Annotated in this window: 20 protein-coding genes; 14 read left to right on the plus strand and 6 right to left on the minus strand. The window is 33.1% G+C overall.

Annotated elements, in window-relative coordinates; translation table 11 throughout:
• From WBN21_RS02855 to WBN21_RS02865, 3 genes are all read right to left on the minus strand, one after another.
• Positions 1 to 424 (minus strand): Fur family transcriptional regulator (locus WBN21_RS02855; RefSeq protein WP_424197788.1); only part of this gene is annotated, 424 nt, incomplete at its 3' end.
• Between the two features lie 183 nt (positions 425 to 607).
• Positions 608 to 2836, minus strand: coding sequence for a RelA/SpoT family protein (locus tag WBN21_RS02860; RefSeq protein WP_424197789.1), 2229 nt, complete (start codon positions 2834 to 2836; stop codon positions 608 to 610).
• 55 nt (positions 2837 to 2891) lie between these two features.
• Positions 2892 to 3479: a non-canonical purine NTP diphosphatase gene (locus WBN21_RS02865; RefSeq protein ID WP_424197790.1), complete on the minus strand. Its 588-nt coding sequence runs from the start codon at positions 3477 to 3479 to the stop codon at positions 2892 to 2894.
• A 170-nt stretch (positions 3480 to 3649) separates the two neighbouring features.
• Here WBN21_RS02865 and WBN21_RS02870 point away from each other — a divergent pair, with 170 nt between their 5' ends.
• Positions 3650 to 3949, plus strand: a complete 300-nt coding sequence (locus tag WBN21_RS02870) for an HPF/RaiA family ribosome-associated protein (protein ID WP_424197791.1) — start codon at positions 3650 to 3652, stop codon at positions 3947 to 3949.
• Between the two features lie 118 nt (positions 3950 to 4067).
• On the opposite strand, the gene rlmH is transcribed toward WBN21_RS02870, so the two are convergent.
• The gene (gene rlmH, locus WBN21_RS02875) at positions 4068 to 4541 is read right to left on the minus strand and encodes a 23S rRNA (pseudouridine(1915)-N(3))-methyltransferase RlmH (protein ID WP_424197792.1); all 474 of its coding nucleotides are present in this window, start codon (positions 4539 to 4541) and stop codon (positions 4068 to 4070) included.
• 131 nt (positions 4542 to 4672) lie between these two features.
• On the opposite strand from rlmH, the gene nadC reads away from it, so the two are divergent.
• The 4 genes from nadC to priA all read left to right on the plus strand — a co-directional run bounded on the left by nadC (position 4673) and on the right by priA (position 9469).
• Positions 4673 to 5533 carry a carboxylating nicotinate-nucleotide diphosphorylase gene (gene nadC / locus WBN21_RS02880; RefSeq protein WP_424197793.1) on the plus strand — a complete coding sequence of 287 codons (861 nt, stop codon included), beginning with the start codon at positions 4673 to 4675 and terminating at the stop codon, positions 5531 to 5533.
• An 85-nt stretch (positions 5534 to 5618) separates the two neighbouring features.
• Positions 5619 to 6560, plus strand: coding sequence for a YihY/virulence factor BrkB family protein (locus WBN21_RS02885; RefSeq protein ID WP_424197794.1), 942 nt, complete (start codon positions 5619 to 5621; stop codon positions 6558 to 6560).
• Positions 6561 to 6562: 2 nt separating this feature from the next.
• The gene (locus tag WBN21_RS02890) at positions 6563 to 6985 is read left to right on the plus strand and encodes a DUF2147 domain-containing protein (RefSeq protein ID WP_424197795.1); all 423 of its coding nucleotides are present in this window, start codon (positions 6563 to 6565) and stop codon (positions 6983 to 6985) included.
• Between the two features lie 33 nt (positions 6986 to 7018).
• A complete protein-coding gene (gene priA / locus WBN21_RS02895) occupies positions 7019 to 9469 on the plus strand; it encodes a replication restart helicase PriA (protein ID WP_424197796.1) in 2451 nt (816 codons plus the stop codon).
• A 20-nt stretch (positions 9470 to 9489) separates the two neighbouring features.
• Here priA and WBN21_RS02900 read toward each other — a convergent pair whose 3' ends face one another.
• On the minus strand, positions 9490 to 10185 hold the full coding sequence (locus WBN21_RS02900) for a LytR/AlgR family response regulator transcription factor (RefSeq protein ID WP_019388305.1): 696 nt from the start codon (positions 10183 to 10185) through the stop codon (positions 9490 to 9492).
• 197 nt (positions 10186 to 10382) lie between these two features.
• Here WBN21_RS02900 and rpsF point away from each other — a divergent pair, with 197 nt between their 5' ends.
• The 5 genes from rpsF (at position 10383) to hisS (ending at position 13564) form a co-directional block, all read left to right on the plus strand.
• Positions 10383 to 10721 (plus strand): 30S ribosomal protein S6, encoded by a 339-nt coding sequence (rpsF, locus tag WBN21_RS02905; protein ID WP_424197797.1) that lies wholly within the window; start codon positions 10383 to 10385, stop codon positions 10719 to 10721.
• A 2-nt stretch (positions 10722 to 10723) separates the two neighbouring features.
• Positions 10724 to 11023, plus strand: a complete 300-nt coding sequence (gene rpsR, locus WBN21_RS02910) for a 30S ribosomal protein S18 (protein WP_424197798.1) — start codon at positions 10724 to 10726, stop codon at positions 11021 to 11023.
• A 13-nt stretch (positions 11024 to 11036) separates the two neighbouring features.
• Entirely contained in the window at positions 11037 to 11480 is a 444-nt protein-coding gene (rplI, locus tag WBN21_RS02915) for a 50S ribosomal protein L9 (RefSeq protein ID WP_424197799.1), read from the plus strand.
• A 113-nt stretch (positions 11481 to 11593) separates the two neighbouring features.
• A complete protein-coding gene (locus WBN21_RS02920) occupies positions 11594 to 12061 on the plus strand; it encodes a DUF6495 family protein (RefSeq protein ID WP_424197800.1) in 468 nt (155 codons plus the stop codon).
• Positions 12062 to 12193: 132 nt separating this feature from the next.
• A complete protein-coding gene (gene hisS / locus WBN21_RS02925) occupies positions 12194 to 13564 on the plus strand; it encodes a histidine--tRNA ligase (RefSeq protein WP_424197801.1) in 1371 nt (456 codons plus the stop codon).
• Positions 13565 to 13896: 332 nt separating this feature from the next.
• Here the strand turns inward: hisS and WBN21_RS02930 are convergent, their stop codons facing one another.
• Entirely contained in the window at positions 13897 to 18387 is a 4491-nt protein-coding gene (locus tag WBN21_RS02930; RefSeq protein WP_424197802.1) for a LamG-like jellyroll fold domain-containing protein, read from the minus strand.
• A gap of 545 nt (positions 18388 to 18932) precedes the next feature.
• On the opposite strand from WBN21_RS02930, the gene nirB reads away from it, so the two are divergent.
• From nirB to WBN21_RS02950, 4 genes are all read left to right on the plus strand, one after another.
• Positions 18933 to 21446, plus strand: coding sequence for a nitrite reductase large subunit NirB (nirB, locus tag WBN21_RS02935; RefSeq protein ID WP_424197803.1), 2514 nt, complete (start codon positions 18933 to 18935; stop codon positions 21444 to 21446).
• 142 nt (positions 21447 to 21588) lie between these two features.
• A complete protein-coding gene (nirD, locus tag WBN21_RS02940; RefSeq protein WP_424197806.1) occupies positions 21589 to 21966 on the plus strand; it encodes a nitrite reductase small subunit NirD in 378 nt (125 codons plus the stop codon).
• A 10-nt stretch (positions 21967 to 21976) separates the two neighbouring features.
• Positions 21977 to 22561 (plus strand): DUF4202 domain-containing protein, encoded by a 585-nt coding sequence (locus WBN21_RS02945; RefSeq protein ID WP_424197804.1) that lies wholly within the window; start codon positions 21977 to 21979, stop codon positions 22559 to 22561.
• A 13-nt stretch (positions 22562 to 22574) separates the two neighbouring features.
• Positions 22575 to 22953: type IV pili methyl-accepting chemotaxis transducer N-terminal domain-containing protein (locus WBN21_RS02950; RefSeq protein ID WP_424197805.1), on the plus strand; the 379-nt coding region annotated here is incomplete at its 3' end.

Here is a 22953-nt window from a genome sequence, read left to right on the forward strand (position 1 = left end):
AATAGAGTGAGTGGTTATTTATTTCAATATCGAAAATTTCTTCGATTGTTTTTTTTATGGATTGAATTCTAGGATCGCAAAATTCTATGACTTCTCCTGTGTCTGTAAGAATAACGTGATCATGCTGTCTGTCGAAATAAGATTTTTCATAGTGTGCTTGGTTTTTTCCAAATTGGTGTTTTCTAACCAGCTTACACTCTAAAAGTAATTCGATAGTATTATAAAGTGTCGCTCGGGATACGCGATACTTTTTGTTTTTCATTTTAAGATATAATGATTCTATATCAAAATGTTCTTTATTATTGTAGATTTCTTGAAGTATGGCATAGCGTTCGGGAGTTTTACGATGCCCGTTGCTTTCTAAAAAGCTTGTAAACACACTTTTAACTGTTTCTTGATTTTTTGAATCTGCCGTTTCGTCCATAATTTCGTCGCAAATTTACACTTTTTTTAGAGACTGCTTAGAATATGTTGTTGTAATTTTATTAACTAAATTTAATGCATTTTGAGCTCAATTTTTTAAGTATATCAGGGCTATTACTTAAAATATTAACAAATCAGCATTTATAAATTGTTAAAAAATAAATAATATATTTTAATCTGTATTCTAAACTCTTCTAATCTTATCAATGCCATTAATTTTTTTGAGTTTTTCTAGAAGCTTTTTAATAATGGTATTATTTTTTACTATAACATTAATTTTTCCAGTAAACAATCCATCATTACTTTCAAAACTTATGTTTTTCATATTTACATGCATATTTCCCGAAACTATCTTAGTTATTTCATTTACTAATCCAATATGGTCAATGCCATTTAATTCAATTTTAACTAAGAATTCTTGTTGTGAAGAATCTATCCATTTTGCGGGCATGATTCTGTATGCGTAATTAGATTGTAAACTTACCGCATTTGGACAATTTTTCTTGTGCACTTTAAGCCCTTCGTTAACGGTTAGGAAACCAAAAACACGATCGCCAGGAATTGGGTTACAGCAATTTGCGAGTTTGTAATCTAGCTTTTCTTCATCTTTACCAAAAACAATCGAATCGTATTTTAAAGTAATTTCTTGTTTCTCTATTTCTTCTTTTGAAATAGTTTGTTTTCTAGAAATTTTATTTTTTATATAACTCATTAAAGCATTACTTCGCGAGGAAGCATATCCTTTTAGCATCGTATTATCAATAGAACCTAGCCCAATTCTATAAAATAAATCAAGGCTGGTTTTAAGCTTGAAATAACTTACCATTTCGTTTATAGAACTTTCGTCAAGTGCAATTTTTAATTGTTTTAGTTTGCGCCTAAGAATTTCTTTTCCGTCTTCAGCAATAATTCTCTTATCTTCTTTTAAGGCTGATTTTATTTTACTTCTCGCTCTTGCTGTTGTTGCATAATCAAGCCAGTTTGGATTTGGCTTTACATTTTCAGAAGTGATAATATCCACTTGGTCGCCACTTTTTAATTCATGACTTAAAGGTTCAAGTTTGCCATTTACTTTGGCGCCCCGAGTTTTCATTCCAACCTCTGTATGGATACTAAAAGCAAAGTCTAAGGCTGTTGCACCTTTTGGCAACGATTTTAAATCACCACCAGGTGTAAATACAAATATTTCTTTTGAGTATAAGTTTAGTTTAAACTGCTCAACAAAATCAACTGCATTCATTTCTGGGTTTTCAAGAGCTTCTTGCAATCTGTTAACCCAGCTTTCTAAATTATCTTCTTTTTCGGCGTTTCCTTGTTTGTATTTGTAATGTGCAGCATATCCTTTTTCGGCTATTTCATGCATGCGTTGACTTCGTATTTGAACTTCTACCCAACGGCCTTTTGGTCCCATTACCGTTATGTGTAATGCTTCATAACCTGTTGATTTTGGCGAAGAAATCCAGTCGCGTAATCGTATCGGATTTGGTCTAAAATGGTCTGTAACAATCGAATAAATTTTCCAAGCTAAAAACTTTTCATTTTGAGGATCTGCATCACATTTGTAAATGATACGAATGGCAAATTTATCATAAACTTCATCAAAGGAAACACCTTGGTTAATTATTTTTTTTCGAATAGAAAAGATTGATTTTGGCCTTCCTTTTATAGTGTACCGAAGATTCTCTTTATCGAGCGAATTTTTGATAACATCACTAAATTGATTGATATAATCATCTTGCTCTTCCTTACTTTCTTTTATTTTATCATAAATTTCATTATAAATTTCTGGCTCAGTATACTTTAAACCTAAATCTTCTAATTCTGTTTTAATATTATAAAGTCCAATCCTATGGGCTAATGGCGCATAAATATATAAGGTTTCAGATGCTATTTTGATTTGTTTATCTGGACGCATCGAATCCATAGTTTGCATATTATGAAGTCTGTCTGCAATTTTTATTATAATAACCCTAACATCATCATTTAAAGTTAAAAGCATTTTACGGAAGTTCTCTGCTTGCATGGAAACATCCATGTCTTTTTCTTTACTTAATGACGATATTTTTGTAAGACCATCAACAATAGTAGCAATGGTTTTTCCAAATTTTTTCTCAATATCTTTAATATCGTAATCTGGACTATCTTCAACCACATCATGAAGTAGGGCAGCTGCGATAGAGGTGGCGTCTAAACCAATTTCCTGAGCCACAATTTTTGCCACAGCAAGCGGATGGAAAATATAGGCTTCTCCTGATTTTCTGCGCTGATTTTTATGGCCGTCAAGAGCCACCTCAAAGGCACTACGAATAAGTTTTTTATCATCGTCAGTAAGCGTAGTGTAACTAACTTTTAATAACTGTTTGTAGGCTTTGGCAATTGCTGCATTCTCATTTTCTATAGCTTCCTCTGTCATAAATTAAATGTAACATAAAGAAAATTAACAGCCAACCTCTAATATATTTTTTTTACTAAATTTTTGTTTCATCAGAATTTAAAAATTCTACTAATTTAGTTATGGCTTTTCCACGATGTCCAATTTTGTTTTTTAAACTTAAATCCATTTCGGCAAACGTTTCATTATAGCCATTTGGTTTAAAAATAGGGTCGTAGCCAAATCCTTTTTCGCCATATTTGGATGCTGTAATTTCACCTTGGCAAATCCCTGTAAATGTGTGTAATTTATTATTAAGATGAAGGGCAACCACCGTTTTAAATTGGCCATTTCTATTATTTTTTTTTCTTAAGGCGTCTAAAAGTTTATTCATGTTGTTATTAGAATCTCGCTGGTCTCCAGCATAGCGAGCCGAGTATACTCCTGGAGCGCCGTTTAATGCATCAACTTCAAGGCCCGTATCATCGGCAAAACAATCATAGCCATAATTATTCTTTACATATTCAGTTTTTTGAATAGCATTTCCCTCGATGGTATTTTGTGTTTCAGGAACATCTTCAAAACAACCAATTTCTTTTAAACTTAATAGTTTTATGCCGTGCGGAATTAAGGCTTGTACTTCTTTAAGTTTATTTAAGTTATTAGTTGCAAATACAAGTTCCATAATTTAAAGATTTAAGAATTCAAAAATACTACTTATTGATTTTAAACGATATAGAGAATCTAGAAATTTAAAAAGAAAAAAATATCTCGTTTTTATGACCATTGTTAGTTTTATTTCTTCAAAAAACTTGTATATTAGGATTGAAATTTAACATTAAAACGAGAACGGATATGACAGTAAACATTCAGTATGTAGGTGTAGATGTAAGCGAAACGCTTTCAGCTTTCACAAAAGAGAAATTAGAAAAATTATTTAACAAATATGAGTTTTTAATAAATGCTACGGTTAACTTTAAACAGGATGAAAAAGACCATAATAATGGTAAAATTTGTAATATAGAATTGAGTTTACCAGGACCTAGGATTTTTGCTACGTCAAATGAGCGTAATTTTGAAGTTTCAGTAAGAGAAACGATAGGTGATTTAGAGCGCCAACTTAAAAAACGAAAAGAGGTTTATAAAACACATTAAAAATGACGGAAGCCTTAAGACAGGTGACCGAATAAAAAAAGATGGCTAGGAAATATTTTTTTAGTCATCTTTTTTATTTTCTATATTCGAGTTAGCACTAAAAACTGCGACTTCCAAATCACTGATGATGATAGGGTTCATTCTTTAAAATGGTAAATCCTCTATAAAGTTGCTCAATAAAAAATAAGCGAATCATTTGGTGTGAAAATGTCATTTTTGATAATGATAATTTTCCATTTGCTTGTTTGTAAACATCTTCAGAAAAGCCATAAGGACCACCAATCACAAATACCAATTGTTTAATTCCTGAGTTCATGTGTTTTTGTAAATATATTGAAAAGGCTACAGAATCATATTGTTTTCCATTTTCATCCAACAAAATTAAAGCATCCGAAGTACTCACTTTATTCAAAATAAGGGCACCTTCTTTCTGTTTTTGTTGAGTTTCACTTAAATTTTTAGAATTTTTTATGTCAGGAATAATTTCTAAATTAAAATTAATATAATACCCCAAACGCTTAATATAATCTTCAATTAAGGCCTTAAGTTGTTTATTATCAGTCTTGCCGATGGAAATGAGTTTAATAGTCATAAATGCAAAATTACCATTTCGTATTTATGAATAATGCATTTAAATAAGAAAAAATTATAAAATTCATAAATGTAAAATTTAATTTAGTGAATCTATTTCTTATTTTTGTTCACACTAACTAACAAAATACTATGATTACACAAGAGCAGTTTGATAAAGAAGTGAAAATGATTATTGAAAATGCCATTAGAGAAGATGTAGGTGATGGTGATCATAGTTCATTAGCTTGTATCCCTGTGAATGCTCGGGGAAAGGCTAAACTTTTAGTAAAAGATAAAGGGATTATTGGCGGTGTAAATTTTGCTAAAAAAGTGTTTGCATACGTTGATAAAAACTTAAAGCTTGATGTCCGTATTGAAGATGGTACTGAGGTAACCTTTGGTGATATTGTAATGTATGTTGAAGGCCCATCACAATCCATTTTAAAAGCTGAACGTACGGTTTTAAATGCAATGCAACGTATGAGTGCTATTGCTACTAAAACTAGAATGTTTGTGGATTTAATTGAAGGCACAAAAACTAAAATTTTAGATACCAGAAAAACTACACCAGGAATTCGTGTATTAGAAAAATGGGCTGTTAAAATTGGTGGTGGCGAAAACCATAGGTTTGCACTTTATGATATGATTATGCTAAAAGACAACCATATCGATTTTGCTGGAGGTATTACTAAGGCTATTGAAATGTCCAAACAATATTTAACGGATACTGATAAAGATTTGCTAATAATGGTTGAAGCTAGAGATTTAATCGAAGTTCAAGAAATTCTTAATAACGAAGGTATTTATAGAATTCTTTTAGATAATTTTGATTACGAGGATACTAGAAAGGCTGTTAAGTTAATAGGTGATAAATGTTTAACTGAATCTTCGGGTAATATTAATGAAACAACCATAAGACATTATGCTGAGTGCGGCGTAAACTACATTTCTTGTGGTGCATTAACACATTCTGTATATAACATGGATTTAAGTTTAAAGGCTATAAAGTAATTTTATAACTTTTATATCCTTTTTTAATTTTAATAACCAGTCTTTATTTTAATAACTTTGCTATAAATAAAAACGCAAATTATTAATGTCTAAATCGCTTGAAGATAAACTAGATAAAATCCCATTGATTAATATCTTGGTGCGGTTTTTAAAACGATTAAAATTACCTGGTCTTGAAGGTTTGTCGTTTTTCGATTTACTTGTTCTGTATATTACAGGAATTGTTAAAGGTGCTCTTACCACAAGAGCAAGTGCCATTGCTTTCAGTTTTTTCACAGCCCTATTTCCTTTTTTATTATTTGTTTTAATCATCATTCCTTATGTGCCAATTGACGATTTTAAAATAGAGTTTTTACATTTTTTAGAATCTTTTTTACCGCCAAGCACGTCTGATTTTTTCTTTGAAAATATTTTTGAAAACATAGACCAATCGCAACGTGGTGGTTTGTTGTCTTCGGTTTTTGTATTATCAATTGCTTTAATGGCAAACGGTGTAAATGCTGTGTTTTCAGGTTTTGAAACCTCGTATCACGAGCAGTTAACACGAAACGTTTTTAAACAATATATGTATGCGCTGAGTATTGCATTAATATTAGCTTTTCTACTTATTATTACCATTATAGTTTTAGGGTATATACAAATTTATGTTGTTCAAGGATTGCTTCATGCGCTCGAGGATAGAGGGTATCAGGTAGATTCGGAAGGTGTATTTTGGACAAACGTTGTACAATATTTATTTTTTGTTGTCATGGTCTATATCGCCACAGCAACGTTATATTATTTTGGCACTAGAGAAGGGCGTGAATCTAGTTTCTTTTCTGTTGGTGCTTTGTTTACAACACTTTTAATTATGCTCACTTCGTATTTATTCGGTGTTTACATTGAAAATTTCGGACAGTATAATAAATTATATGGTTCTATTGGCGCCTTATTAATTTTACTTTTTTACCTGTGGCTGAATTCTAATATTTTATTATTGGGTTACGAGCTTAATGCCTCTTTAAATAAGCTTAGGAAAAACTTTTAATTATGAAGAAGACAATTTGGTTAGTATTATTATATTTTTTGTCGCTCTCGGTGCAATCCCAAGATATTTTTGGAAAATGGAAAACTGTAGATGATGAAACGGGAGCACATAAATCGATTGTAGAAATCTACAAAAAGAATGGTAAAATATTTGGAAAAGTTATTGAAATACTAAAGCCGTTTGATGAGAAAACCCTTTGTCAAAATTGTGAAGGTGAATATAAAGATAAACCAATTTTAGGTTTTGAAATTATTAAAGACCTTCAAAAACAGGGAGAATATTATAAGAACGGAACCATTTTCGATGCTGAAAATGGAAAAGAATATAGATGTAGATTAAAGCTAGTTGAAGAAACAGGTAAACTTCAAGTTCGTGGCTATATTGCGTTTTTATTTCTTACCCAATATTGGATTCGCCATAAATAATTCATTTTTTATAAAACCTAAACTATATACAGCTTGCATTTTATAGACGTTATAATTCCTATTCCGCTTCAAAAGCTATTTACATATAGCATAACCCATGCTGAAGCTGATTTTTTAATGGTAGGTATGCGTGTTGCGGTTCCTTTTGGCAAGTCTAAAATTTATACAGGCATTGTTTATGGAATTCATAATAATGAACCCACGGCTTATGAGGCCAAAGATATTCAGCAGATATTAGATGAAACGCCAATTGTAAATGACATACAATTAAAACTTTGGCAATGGATTGCTAGTTATTACATGTGTACTTTGGGCGATGTAATGAGAGCTTCCTTGCCTAGTGCTTTTATATTAGAGAGCGAAACGGTAATCACAAAAAATACTATTAAAACTATTGACGAATCTATTTTAAAGGATGATGAGTTTTTAGTTTACGAAGCATTGCATCATCAATCCAGTTTAAAGATTCATGATATTTCTAACATTCTTGATAAAAAGAATGTGCTTTCAGTTATTAAAAGACTTATTGAAAAAGAAGCTATTTCGGTTGAAGAAGAAGTTTATGAAAAGTACAAGCCTAAATTAGTACGTTATGTAAAGTTGCATGCCAATTTTTCTACTGAAAATGCCCTTAAAAAATTGCTTGATGAATTAAGTAGAGCACCAAAACAAAGTGATGTGGTCATGACCTTGTTTTCAATTTCAGCTAAAACAAAAAAGCCTGTGAAGGTTTCAGATTTGGCGAATGAAAGTGGGGCTTCATCGGCTATAATAAAATCTTTAGTTGATAAAGGGATTCTTGAAGAATATCATATTCAAATGGATAGAGTGGAGTATTCTGGTGAAGAAACAGAAGCTTCAAAACGGCTAAATGAATATCAGAAAGTAGCATTAACCGAAATCCAAGAATCTTTTAAAACACATCCTGTTACTTTATTACATGGTGTAACATCTTCTGGTAAAACAGAGGTTTATGTAAAACTTATTGAAGATGCTATAAAAGAAGGAAAACAGGTTTTGTATCTACTTCCGGAAATTGCATTAACCACCCAGTTGGTAACAAGGCTTCAAAATTACTTTGGAGAACAGGTAGCTGTTTTTCATTCGAAATATTCCACTCACGAGCGTGTTGAGGTTTGGAATAATGTACTGCACAATTCCGCAAAAGCGAAAATAGTTTTAGGAGCGCGTTCGTCCATATTTTTACCGTTTAATAATTTAGGGCTCATAATAGTTGATGAAGAGCATGAGCAATCTTTCAAACAATTTGATCCAGCGCCACGCTATCATGCACGAGATACTGCGGTTGTTTTAGCTCACATGCACGGTGCAAAAACGCTTTTAGGTTCGGCAACACCCAGTTTAGAAAGCTATTTTAACGCCAAGCAAAATAAATACGGTTTTGTTGAAATAACGAAGCGGTATAATGACGTCTTGATGCCAGATATTGAGTTGGTTGATATTAAAGATGCCTTGAAAAAGAAACGTATGAAAGGGCATTTTAGCGATAGACTTATCGAGGAAATGACTGAAACTTTAAAAGAAGGGCATCAAATTATCCTGTTTCAAAATAGACGAGGCTTTTCACCTATTGTAGAGTGTAAAACCTGCGGTCATTCACCACAATGTACAAACTGCGATGTGAGTTTAACGTATCATCAATACAGAAATCAATTACGATGCCATTATTGTGGTTATAATGCTGCGATGATGCAAGATTGCGAAGCTTGTGGAAGTCAAGATTTAGATAATAAAGGTTTTGGAACCGAGCAAATTGAAGAAGAAGTAAAATTGTTGTTTCCAGAGCATAAAGTGGCACGAATGGATTTGGATACCACACGTGGAAAATATGGTTACGAAAAAATAATTACGGCTTTAGAGCAACAGGAAATTGATATTTTGGTAGGCACACAAATGCTAACCAAAGGTTTGGATTTTAGAAACGTCAAGTTAGTAGGTATTATGAATGCTGATAACATGCTTAACTTTCCTGATTTTAGAGCACACGAACGTAGTTTTCAACTCATGTTGCAAGTTTCGGGTAGGGCAGGACGAACCGAAGAGCGCGGCAAGGTGCTTATTCAAACGTATAATCCGCATCATAATATTTTGCAGCAAGTATCTACCAATAATTATGTGGATATGTTTAACGAGCAAATGAACGACCGGTATAATTTTAAATATCCGCCAGTTTATAAGCAAATTAAAATTACATTAAAACACAAGGATTATAATAGGGTTGAAACGGCTTCTATCTGGTTTGCTAAATCGTTAAGACAAGTTTTTCAAGATAACGTTTTAGGGCCTGAATCGCCACCAATTGCTAGGATTAGAAATCAGTTTCATAAAAACATATTGGTAAAAATTCCGAAGCAACAATCATTGGCAAAAACAAAAGAAGCTATTATTAAAATTAATAACAGCTTCTTTAGTATAAAAGATTTTCGGTCGGTTAGGGTTAATCTAAATGTCGATAACTTTTAATTCAGTATTGTTGGTAGTGCTTAAATATTATTTAAAGCATCAACTAATTGGGTCTTTTTATTTCTACTTAAAGGAATTTCATAAGCGCCAACTTCAACATTTTTACTGTTGAATCTGTCAATCTTATCTAGATTCACGATGTAAGATTTATGAATTCTTAAAAATTTCCCTTCAGGTAATTCAGCTTCGAAAGATTTCATTGTAGAAAGTACTACTAAGCTGTTTTCTTCGGTAACAAGTTTTACATAATCACCAAGAGCTTCAATCCATTTAATGTCCTTAATATATACTTTACGTTTTTTAAGGTTGCTCTTTACAAAAATATGCTCGCCTTCTTCTTCGTTAAAGTCTAAAGTCAGTCTATGCTGCTCTAAAGCTTTATCTACAGAGGTATTAAAACGTTCTCTTGTAATTGGTTTATGTAAGTAATCGGTAGCGTCGTAATTAAATGCTTTAAAAGCATATTCGGTTTTACCGGTTACAAAAATAATTTGGGGTTTGTTGTTTAATACGTCTAAAAGTTCAAATCCATTTAGCACTGGCATTTCAATGTCTAAAAAAATTAAGTCTACTTGATGCGTATTTAAACCATTTTTAGTTTCTAAAGCACTACTGTACTCTGCTATTAAGTTGAGAGAGGGGTGATTCTCTACAAGCTTAACAATAGAGAGACGTTGTATTGCTGAATCGTCTACTACTACACAGTTTAAAGTCATAACATTTATATTATTTCGGTTAAGATATCGACAATAGTACGAATAATTCGGTTAAAAACCAAAAAACATCGTTAAAATGCGTAATTTAACATTTCTTTAACGTTTTGAAGATTCTAATTATTAATATACAAAAACATTGCCAGAATTGTAAATTATATTTATTTTTGCAGCCAAATTTAATAATTAAAACGATTTTTATGAATCATTATGAAACTGTTTTCATCTTAAATCCCGTTTTATCTGAAGATCAGATAAAGGAGACAGTAAAGAAATACGAAGATTTTCTTGTTTCGAACGGCGCTAAGATGGTATCAAAAGAAGATTGGGGACTGAAGAAATTAGCTTACCCAATCCAAAACAAGAAAAGTGGCTTTTATCATTTATTTGAGTACACTGTTGCTGGAGAAGTAATTAACCCTTTAGAAGTTGAGTTTAAACGTGATGAGCGTTTTATGCGTTATTTAACCGTTGCGTTAGATAAGCACGCTATTTCTTGGGCAGAGAGAAGAAGAGTTAAACTTAAAGCAAAAGCGTAACCATGGCTACATCAATAGAACAACAATCAAAAGGAAAAAAAGACGGCGAAATTAGATATTTAACGCCTCTTAATATCGATACTAATAAGACTAAGAAATATTGTATGTTTCAAAAGTCTGGTATTAAGTATGTAGATTACAAAGATCCAGATTTTTTAATGCGTTTTATAAACGAGCAAGGTAAAATTTTACCTCGTCGTTTAACAGGTACGTCATTAAAGTATCAAAGAAAAGTGGCTGTAGCTGTAAAAAGAGCACGTCATTTAGCATTAATGCCTTACGTAGGAGATTTATTAAAATAAAATACCGATAACAATGGAACTTATATTAAAACAAGACGTTGAAAATTTAGGATTTAAAGACGATGTTGTAACAGTTAAGAACGGTTATGGTAGAAATTTTTTAATTCCTCGTGGACAAGCAATATTAGCTACTATATCTGCAAAGAAAGTTTTAGCAGAAAACTTAAAGCAACGTGCTTATAAAGAAAAGAAAATAGTTGATGATGCTAATATAATTGCAGAAGCAGTTAAAGCATTAGAAATTAAAATACCTGCAAAAGTTGGTACAGGAGACAAATTATTTGGATCTGTAAACAACATTGATGTTGCAGCGGCTTTAGAAAAAGAAGGACAATCAATAGATAAAAAATTCATAACAGTAACTACTGTTAAGCGTTTAGGTAGATATACTGCTGTAGTGCGTTTACATAGAGAAGTATCAGTTGATTTAGAATTTGAAGTTATAGCACAAGCTTAAACTTTTAAAGAATATATTTTGAAAGCCTCAACCTAGTTGGGGCTTTTTTTGTAAAATTTTTAAGATTTCCTCTCGATTATTTTCGGGATTACAGAAAAAAAATTGAATTTTCAATGAAGTACGCAAGACTTACAAAGGAACAGTTTGAAGAATTACACCAGGAGTTCATTAACTTTTTAGCTACACAATCAATAACTGCAGATGAGTGGACAAATTTAAAAGCCAATAAACCAGATTTGGCAGAAATGGAATTGGATGTGTTTAGCGATTTAATTTGGGAAGGTGCTTTAAATAAAGCTGAATATATTGAGCATTTTGCACCGAAGCACATGTATTTATTTCATTTAGATAAAGCTGTTATGCATGCTATTGTTGTGAACATTAAAAACGATGTAGATATTACAACTCAAGAAGGTTATAATTGGCTACGTGAAAATTTAATGGACGAAAATGTTGAGTTTTTGCAGGCTGATAAAGCATATAGCGAAAATAAAAATTTAGATAAGTTCAAAATGATTGAACAAGGAGCATCCATTACAAAAGGCGAATTGTTTAATTATTTTAATAAACTAATAAATTAATTTTTGTCATTCCTGCGAAGGCAGGAATCTGTTTCAATTTAAACTATTATTTTTGTCATTCCACACTTGATGCGGAATCCACTTTGAAAGTATTGTAATCATTAAAAAGACACCCGTTTTTACGGGCATATTATGGCTCAAAAACCAAGCATCCCAAAAGGAACCAGAGATTTTAATCCGGAAGAAGTAGCAAAACGAAACTATATTTTTAATAGCATTCGTGGTGCATTTGAAACGTTTGGATTTCAACCTATTGAAACTCCAAGTTTTGAAAACTCGGAAACCTTAATGGGAAAGTATGGTGATGAAGGTGATAGACTTATTTTTAAGATTTTGAATTCTGGCGATTATTTATTAAAAGCTGATGAGCTAGCTTATGCTGAAAAAGATTCAAATAAACTAACTTCATCAATATCAGAAAAAGCCTTACGCTACGATTTAACCGTTCCATTTGCTCGCTACGTAGTCCAACACCAAAACGAGATAGAATTCCCCTTTAAACGTTACCAAATCCAACCTGTTTGGAGAGCTGATAGACCACAAAAAGGACGTTTTAGAGAATTCTTTCAATGTGATGCTGATGTGGTTGGAAGTAAGTCGCTTTGGCAAGAGGTTGAGTTTATTCAATTATATGACACGGTTTTTTCAGCTTTAAAACTGGAAGGTGTTACCATAAAAATTAACAACAGAAAAATACTTTCAGGCATAGCAGAAGTTATTGGTGCAAGTGATAAATTAATAGATTTTACAGTTGCTTTAGATAAACTTGACAAAATAGGCGAGGAGAAGGTAAAAGAAGAAATGCGTTCTAAAGGTATTTCAGATGAAGGAATTTCAAAATTGCAACCATTGTTTACATTGTCTGGTTCTTTTGAATCGCAAATTGAAAGTTTAAAAGGTATATTATCATCTTCCGAAGAAGGTAAAAAAGGTATTGAAGAATTAGATTTTATAAACAAAGCCATTTCTGAGTTAAAATTAAACACAGCAACATTGCAATTGGATGTTACTTTAGCTCGTGGACTAAACTATTACACAGGCGCTATTTTTGAAGTATCTGCTCCCGAAAAAGTAAACATGGGTTCAATTGGTGGCGGAGGTCGTTATGATGACTTAACAGGTATTTTTGGATTGAAAGACGTAAGCGGTGTTGGTATTAGTTTTGGTTTAGATCGTATTTACTTAGTACTTGAAGAGTTGAATTTATTCCCAGAAACAGTTTCTAAAAATGTGGACGTTTTATTTATAAACTTTGGCGATAAAGAAGCTCTATTCAGTTTAAAAGCGATTAAACAGTTACGTGCCCAAGGTATCCATGCAGAATTGTATCCTGATGCTGCTAAAATGAAAAAACAAATGAACCATGCGAATAAACGTGCTATTCCATTTGTGGTTTTAGTTGGCGATCAAGAAATAGAATCGAATACGTATACTTTAAAAAATATGGTTTCTGGTGACCAAGTTAAAATGTCACTTGAATCCTTAATAAACCTTATAAAATAAAAAAAGTCCCGAACGTCAATTCAGGACCTGAATAGTATCTAAGATTGGGAGTATTTATTTTAAAGTGACTAACTCAAATAATTAATTAACCTTTCAATACTTTTATTGTGTTTGTACTTTACAAAGGATGTAATAAGTACAATTTTCCGTTTATTACTAAGTGTCAAGTGTTTACGTTGCTAATGTACAATAAAATTTTGAATAAACACGATTAAATGCAAAAAAACACGATTAAACGCAAAAAAGTCCTGAATGTGAATTCAGGACTTTTTGCGTTATTAAGTATCGGTTAGGTTTGAGATTTATCAAAAACCTACACCAATTCAATTCATTTATTTAACTAATACTGATTTAGATATAATGTTTTTTTCAGTTTTTAATCTAATGATGTATGTACCTGCATTGATTTGTTTTGCAGGAAGTTCAATATAATTATCTCTGTTAGCCAGATTTGATTCAAAAACCATTTGTCCTAAAACATTATACAATTTAGCATTTTGTATAGTTATTAACTTAGGGTTATTGATAATAATACTTTCACTATCATTTGATAAATAAACTTCTAAATTGGAGTTTTCAATATCATTAATTCCTAATGCTTGTTGATTAGTAAACGTAATTTCAAAACGATCTAAATGTTCTCCTGCCTCTAAATGTACATCATAAACACTATCTTTTAAATCGTGATAAATATTAAGCACTTTATCATGCAGATAGACCATTAAACTCGTGGGTGCATTTTCAAGTTTATCTAAAGTAATAGAATTTACACCACTACTTTTTGTATGAATACCTAATGGTAGTGAAGCTTGTTCATTAATTTCGTCTGTAGCTTGAATGGTATATTTATCACTATTAATCATCCAATACATATCATCCATTTGATCGTCGTTATATAGCGCATCATAGCCCCAATCGTAACCATATGAACTATTATCGTCTAATGTCGCTAATAGCTGTCTATGTATAGTGTTTACAGAGTTAAAACCAATTCTAAGCTTTAAACGTGTATCTTTATTTTCCACTTTTGTTGAAGCGGTTTTATTACTTTTCGAATTATCAGACTTAGTGAATACTGAATTAATGTTGTCTTCAACTTGAAAAACACGTTGGCTATTATTGAAGTTCACCATACCATCAGCTTCAGCTTTTACAAAGAAACCTTGACCAACAGGAATATATCTACCTGGTATTTTTGTTGGTGTACCTCCAGTTGCTACATCCGGATCATTAGTCCCTAGAGACGCGGCAGGTACTCCACCAGCTAGTGTATATGTTGCATATCCACCTTGATATTCACTTAAATTATGTGAGCCACCGCCCCAATGTTCCCAGAAATATAATGTTCCCGTGGTTGCACCAGTTCCTGAAATTGTGGCACCGTTATCTAATATAAATTTGTGTGCATCAATTGCAGAGGCATATGGGTTACCAACTAAATACGCGTTACCATTATTTATTGGTAAATTAATGTCACCGTTATTTGGTTTCCCTTCTAAAACATAGTTCTGATTTGTTGTTATAGAACCAGTACCAGGGCCTTTCATGGTGAAACCTTCACCTGGTTTTAACGTTCCTGTACTACGTACATGTTGCCATTGCGAGTAGTTATTACTTAGTCTGTTGCTATATTTCCAAATCCAATAGTCTGCAATTCCAACTGGAGATGCCGTACCATTATATCCTGATGATGAGAAATTAACATCAAAAACATCTTTAACTGTATAGTTATTATTGTTTGTAGAGTTATTTGTTACACCAACTGGCATTGACCAATAATTATAGGTATAAGTATCTGCCGTACCTTGTTGGTCTTTTTCTAAAGAACCAGAACTGGTTGGGTCTAAATAACTATCTGCTCCTTGTACTAATTGAGATTCGCCTTCAAGATCAATTTTACCGTCTAATTTTAAATACCAGCTTACATTAAGTTCAGAATCATTTAAAACTTTAAATTCAATAGGAGTAGAGCTTGCATCTTGCGCGTCTATAATTAATCCAACTTGGTTTAGGCTACTATCAATATACACATCATTATGTTGTATTTTAACAATGGCACTTGCATTTAATGCATCATTTCCATTAATACCTTTTTTAGCATCGTTAGCCGCTACCTCTAATCGTCCGCTTGTTTGCGTAACAAATGGTAGTGGCGCAGATTGTTCTGCAATTACTTTGGTATTGTACATTCTTGCACCAGAGCCTTCATCAATTTCTGGAGTGGTTAAATCGTCCAATACATTATCTTTAAAAGCATCCATTCTGTAATACCTTTTCAAGTTATCCCATACTAATGGAATATTTGTAGACTCATCCACATAGTTTGTTACATCTGTTGGGATAATAGCACCTTTAATAATACCTCCATTATTCTCAATTTCTTGATAAACTATTTTCTGAAGTTCGTTTTCAGTAAGGGCTTTAAAGAATACACGGGCTTCATCAAGATAACCCCTATAATATTTGTCATTTGTACTTGCATGTCTACCTAACGTTAAGTTAGAAGTATCAGCAGCTAAAGATCCGGATACAGGTGTACTATTTATTTCTTGTCCATTAATATATAGTTTCATTATACTATTTGTGTTGCTGTAAGTTACTGCAACGTGCACCCATTGATTTGGTGTAAGAAATGGACCAGTAATAGCTACTGAACCTGTTTTTGCTATTAATTTATCAAGAGGATTAATTTGAATACTTAAATTATTTTGACCCATAATTATTTGAGAATTAACACCTGCAGTTTCAGAAGGTTTAATCCAAGCCATTAAAGTAGCTTCACTCCATCCACTCATTACATTAGTATCTTCTACATAATCATTTCTACCATCAAAATACAGATCTAATTTTTTCTGTAAATCTCTAGGAGATCCTATTGCGCTGTCGTTAGTGTCAAATAAATCAACTATACCATCGCCATCGCTATCTGTTGTATCGTCTATTAAACCATCATTATTAGCATCTAAATCGGCATAATGTGTTTTAGAAATATCGAAAGTTGAACCATCAGATGTGGTATCAATATAATCTGGTATTCCATCACCATCAGTATCCGCCACATAATGTGGTGCTGAACCCTGATCTAAATTACCATATTCATTAGCTCCGGAACCATGATCATATATATCAAGGATACCATCTCCAAAATATTCTAAGGTTCCATCACTATCATCATCTTTTGCTCTAAATGCTTCAGTATCTGCGCCGTCGCCAACACCATCACCATTAATATCGCCATCACCGTTGTCAAAAATAAGGTTTCCGAAAACAGAACGTTGTGTTTTCGCCTCATCCACATCAAAAACGGAATCATTATCACTATCTAAATCTTTATAATTTGGAACGCCATCGTTATCAGAATCCAAAGGACTTGTATTTTCGAAGGCATCATGCATACCGTTACCGTTAACATCTGTAAATGAGCTCAACGGAATTGTTCCAGTACCTACACTTTCACTTCCAAAACCAGCTTCAACAATATCAGGAATACCGTCGTTATCAGAGTCTAAATCAAAATAATCCGGGATAGAATCGCCATCCGTATCTGCACAAGTTGCAGGAATAACAAATAATTGAACATTATCAATAAAGTTACCAGAACTTGTAGAACCTGAAGCACTATTAAGTACCGTGAACGTCAGTCTTGTTGTGGTTTGACCCGCTGGAACGGTATACGTACCCGAATGTAGGGTCCAAGATGAATCTCCTGCCGAGGTAAAATCACCATTAGCCGTTAATGTTCCGCTAGGGTCTCCTATCATTAAACGTACAATATCTTCAGAAGAACTTCCTGAATACCCCGTACGTTTACGATGAGCAAAGGACCATTGTAATACATCGCCGGGTGTAGACACTACATCTTGGTATAAACCATCGTTTGTAGTGGCATTTACTTCCGCCCATTGTGTTCCTGAGTAGGCTTGACCGCCAGCATCATTACCGGCTCCTTGGCTATTATGCCATATTTCTAAATAATTATTTGAAGGATCTGCACTTAACCAGTTTGGTATATGAGAGGCATCACCTTTCCAGATACCAGAGGAACCAACAACATCTGTTGCACCACCATCTAAACCAGAGCTTACTATATCTAAATCTTCAAAATCAGCATTTGACAAGGGTGGATTTACTATAGCGGCACATTCATCAGTATCTAAAATACCATCATTATCGTCATCAATATCAACACTATCGGTAACCCCATCAAAATCACTATCGCCATCAAAAAACACAAGTTCTTCCTTAATTACAATATTATCAAAATAATTGTTTTCATTTTTATCTGATTGGCCTACAAATCTAAATTGAGCATTTGTTGGAAAATTATAGCTTGAATCAAGTATAAAGGTAAAGTTGAAAGGGTTTGATGCACCAACAGCAGGGCCAAAATCACTAGGACTTCTGTATGCTTTTAGAATTGTCCAAGAAGATCCATCATAGTATTCAAGATCAAATCCTTCGTTATTGTCAATACCGTTTCCCTTATAACAAAATGTTATAGAAATACTGGCGTATGAGCTTACATCTAAAGCAGGTGATGTTGCAACACTATCACTACTCCCTTTATCATCTTTAACATATATGGCACCACCACCTCCACATGCGTAACTTGTAGAAGAGTCATAATCGGCATTTTTTCCAAATGTCCAGCCTTGGTCACCCGATTCAAAATCATAATCGCCAATTATATCTTGTGCTTGGGTATTAAGCCCCAAGAGTAGCGCACAACTTAATATAGTTGTGGTTACAGTTCTTGTTTTGTTTCGAAAAATTGCGTTTGTATTTAAAAATAAATACTGGCAATACAGAGTAATTTTTTCCATAAATTGTAAATTAAGATAGATTGGGGCTATCATATATAGGACAAATATAGGATAAAGTTCTACGAAATACTAAATATATCGATGAAATACATATATTTTGTGCAGTTCGTCGATTTTTCGTAGTAAAATTCACTATAATTTATTTTTAAAAGATGCGTACTTTTTATGAGTTAATTGTGTTTAACTTAAGAATTAGACACCCAGATTTAATTTGAAAAGCATTATTTCTGAATAATTTCGTTTTTGAAGATTTTTTGGTTATAAATTTATATTGGTTAGAACTATAGATTACTCAAGCTTATAATATATTTTAAAGTATTTTAGTCGCTTTGAAATATTTTTTTTAATGTGGTTACAGTGCTATTGAATCTAAATGCTTATTCTGTAATTATGTGAATTAATAATGGCATATTTTACTTAATACATAATTTTTTACATTCCAATTTGTCAAATTGGTAATTTTCATATTTCTACGTAATATTTTTTATTATACGTATATAAAACTAAGTATAAATACTTAATTTTGTATTATAAAATGCGTAGATATGCAAAATATTGTTGTTATTGGTAATGGAATGGTTGGATATAAATTTTGTGAAAAATTTGTTTCGCACTCCAATAGGAAAGATTTTAAACTTATTGTTTTTGGCGAAGAGCCCAGACCAGCGTATGATAGAGTACACCTGAGCGAATTTTTTGAAAATCAAGATGCTAAAGCCTTAGAAATGGCATCTGCAGAATGGTATGCCGAAAATGACATTGAATTAATTGTAGGTGAGCGCGTATCAGATATACACCGGCCAACAAAAACCATAACAACGGCTACAGACCAAAAATTTTCGTATGACTTTTTAGTATTAGCTACAGGCTCCTCCGCTTTCGTTCCTCCTATTAAAGGCGTTGAAAAAGAAGGTGTTTTTGTATACAGAACCATTGAAGATTTGGAAGGCATGCTTGCTTATGCATCGAAGCTAAAAGCAAAGAATCCCAATGCAAAAGCTGCGGTGCTTGGTGGCGGATTATTAGGGTTGGAAGCCGGTAAAGCAGTTATGGATATGGGTTTAGAACCTCATATTGTAGAGTTTGCACCAAAATTAATGCCTAGGCAATTAGATTCTAGAAGTAGTCAAGTACTACAACTAAAACTTGAATCTATTGGGTTGAATATTCACTTAAGTAAGGCTACCAATCAAATTTTGGGCAATGGCGCTATTACCGGAATGGAATTTGGAGAAGACGATGTCATAGATGTTGAAATGCTTGTTATTTCAGCAGGTATCAGACCCCGAGATGAATTGGCTAAAACCTGTAATTTAGAGATGGGAGTTCGTGGCGGCATTGTAGTTAATAATAAAATGCAAACCTCAGATGATTGCATTTATGCCATTGGTGAAATTGCGTTATACAACCAAATGATTTATGGTTTAGTGGCTCCTGGTTATGAAATGGCTACTGTAGCGGTTGATCAAATTCTTGGGAAACCTGAGCGTTTAATGGCCGATGCTATTGATATGTCTACCAAATTAAAATTAATAGGCGTTGATGTTGCAAGTTTTGGCGAACCATTTATGCCGGCATCAAAAGGGCATTCTGTTATTTTTGAAGATAAAACCAAACATTTATATAAACGTATTAATGTAAGTCATGATGGTAAAACCTTACTAGGAGGTATTCTAGTTGGTGATGCCTCTGATTATAATATGTTGCACCAAATTTATTTAAATGGAATGGCTATTCCAGAAAACCCTGCGGAGCTAATATTACCTGCTAGTGAAGGCGGTAAGTCTTTTGGTAGCGTAATGGACTTGCCAGAAACGGCTCAAGTATGTTCGTGCGAGAGTATTTCTAAAGGCGATATATGTTGTTCTATAACTGAAAATGGAAGTAATAATTTAGGCGATGTTATCGCTAAAACAAAAGCAACAACAGGCTGCGGAGGTTGTAAACCTATGGTGGTTGATTTAGTAAACGAAACTTTAAAATCGTTAGGAAAAGAAGTTAAAGAAACGGTTTGTGAACATTTTAATTTTAATAGACAGGAACTTTACGATTTGATAAAAATTAATAAAGTTGCAAATTACGAAGAAGCTATTAATTTATTTGGTGAAGGTCATGGTTGTGAAGTCTGTAAGCCTGTATTAGCATCTATTTTTGCAACAATTACTATGGAAACTGCTAACCGTCAGCCTACCATACAAGATACAAACGATCGCTTTTTGGCAAATATTCAGCGTAATGGAACGTACTCGGTGGTTCCGAGAGTTGCAGGTGGTGAAATTACCCCGGACCAATTGATTACCATTGGAGTAGTTGCTAAAAAATACGATTTATATACAAAAATTACGGGCGGACAACGTATTGATTTATTCGGCGCTCAAATACATGAATTACCACTTATTTGGAAAGAGTTAATTGATGCTGGGTTTGAAAGCGGACATGCCTACGGAAAATCGTTACGTACAGTGAAAAGTTGCGTGGGCTCTACTTGGTGTAGATACGGGATGCATGAGAGTGTAACCTTTGCCATTGAAATAGAAAACAGATATAGAGGTTTACGTTCACCACATAAATTAAAAGGTGGTGTTTCGGGATGTATAAGAGAATGTGCGGAGGCTAGAGGAAAAGATTTTGGATTAATTGCCGTTGAAGGTGGATGGAATTTATATGTATGTGGAAATGGTGGCGCAACACCAAAACATGCTGTATTATTTGCTGAGAAATTAGACGATGAAACGGCTATAAAATACTTAGATAGATTTTTAATGTATTACATACGCACTGCCGGACCATTGGTTAGAACGGCGCCATGGTTAGATAAACTGGAAGGAGGTATTGAGTACTTGAAGCAAGTGGTAATTCAAGATTCGCTAGGTATTGCTGACGAGTTAGAATTAGAAATGAACGGGCTTGTAAATAAATATGAATGTGAATGGAAACAAGCGATTGAAAACCCTGAAATGATGAAACGATTTAAGCATTTTGTAAACTCTGATGATACAGATGATAACTTAGTTTTTGTGCCAATGCGAGAGCAAAAAATGCCAAAGGCTTGGAGTTAAGTTTCATGATTGTGATGGTTTGCGTTAGGGATTGTAGTGGAAATCCTTTTTGTGAAGCATGAGCAAAAAGATTGTAACGAAAAGCCTGACCCTTGGGTAACGCCCAAATATAAATAATAGATAAAAATAATATTTTACAATGATGCAGAATATATTAGAGCAATACAAATCGGTTTTAGAAGCGGATGTACTCAATTGGTTTAAAGTTGGTGAGGTAGATGATTTCCCGGAAAATAGCGGTGCCTGCATCAAATATAAAAGCAAACAAATAGCAGTTTATAATTTTACTAGAACGGGCAAGTGGTATGCAAGTCAAAATTTATGTCCTCATAAGATGGAAATGGTTTTATCTTTAGGCATGATTGGCGATAAGGAAGGAATTCCGAAGGTAGCTTGTCCAATGCATAAAAAGAATTTTTCGTTGGAAGATGGCTCGAATTTAGGAGGTGACGACTTAAAAATTGCGACCTATCCCGTTAAAATTGAGAACGGAAATGTGTATATTGGCTTTTCAGATTAAAACTTGAAAAATGAAGCCAACAAGATTTGAAACTACCATTGCCCTTATTGATAAAAAAAATGCCGAGGATACAAATACCTATCAAGTATCTGGTATTGAATACCCGAAAGAGTTGTTGTATTCTCAAAGGATGACTAGAAAATTATTACAGTTTAATCCTAATGCCTCTAAAGCATTACAAATCGCGGCGCGTGCACAACATATTTGCCGTTGGAAAATCCCGAGAGACGAATACCCAATGGACAGAATAGGATATTTGAAATGGCGGGAAACTTTAAAAAAGATGCACGCTAATTTAACTGCTGATATTTTAAAACAAGTAGGTTATGATGATCAATTTGTTGAAAGAGTCTCTTTTTTAATTACCAAAAAACGCATTAAAAAAAATGAAGAAGCGCAAACTCTCGAGGACACGGTTTGCTTGGTGTTTTTAGATTATTATTTTGAAGAGTTTGCTGCAAAACATGACGATGAAAAAATAATTGATATCCTTAAAAAAACGTGGGTAAAAATGTCTGACGAAGGTCATGCCGCAGCATTAAAACTTCCCTTTTCTGAAAAAAGCTTATCCTTAGTAAAGCAAGCAATAGCATAAATAATTATAGGATATGACAAAAAACGGAAATTCATTAGACCAACGAACGTTTGATAAATTAAGCCGTTTATACATTATTGCACTAAGCGCCATAGCGCTTACTATTATTGTTAGTCAAATTCTTATTCGCAAGCATCTTAACGATCAACAAAGCGATTCTTCAGTTATAAATGTAGCGGGAAGGCAACGTATGTTAAGCCAAAAATTAACAAAAGAAATTGTATTACTTTCCGCAGAATCTAGTCTAGAAAACAAAATTCTCTTAAAAGAAAAAATAAAAAAGACTTTAAATTTATGGGAGTTATCGCATTATGCATTACAAAAAGGTAATGACAGTTTAGGGTTGCCAGGAACAAACAGCCCTTCAATTAGTGCAAAGTTTAATGCCTTGA

Source organism: Algibacter sp. (assembly GCF_049667265.1).
GTDB lineage: Bacteria > Bacteroidota > Bacteroidia > Flavobacteriales > Flavobacteriaceae > Algibacter_B.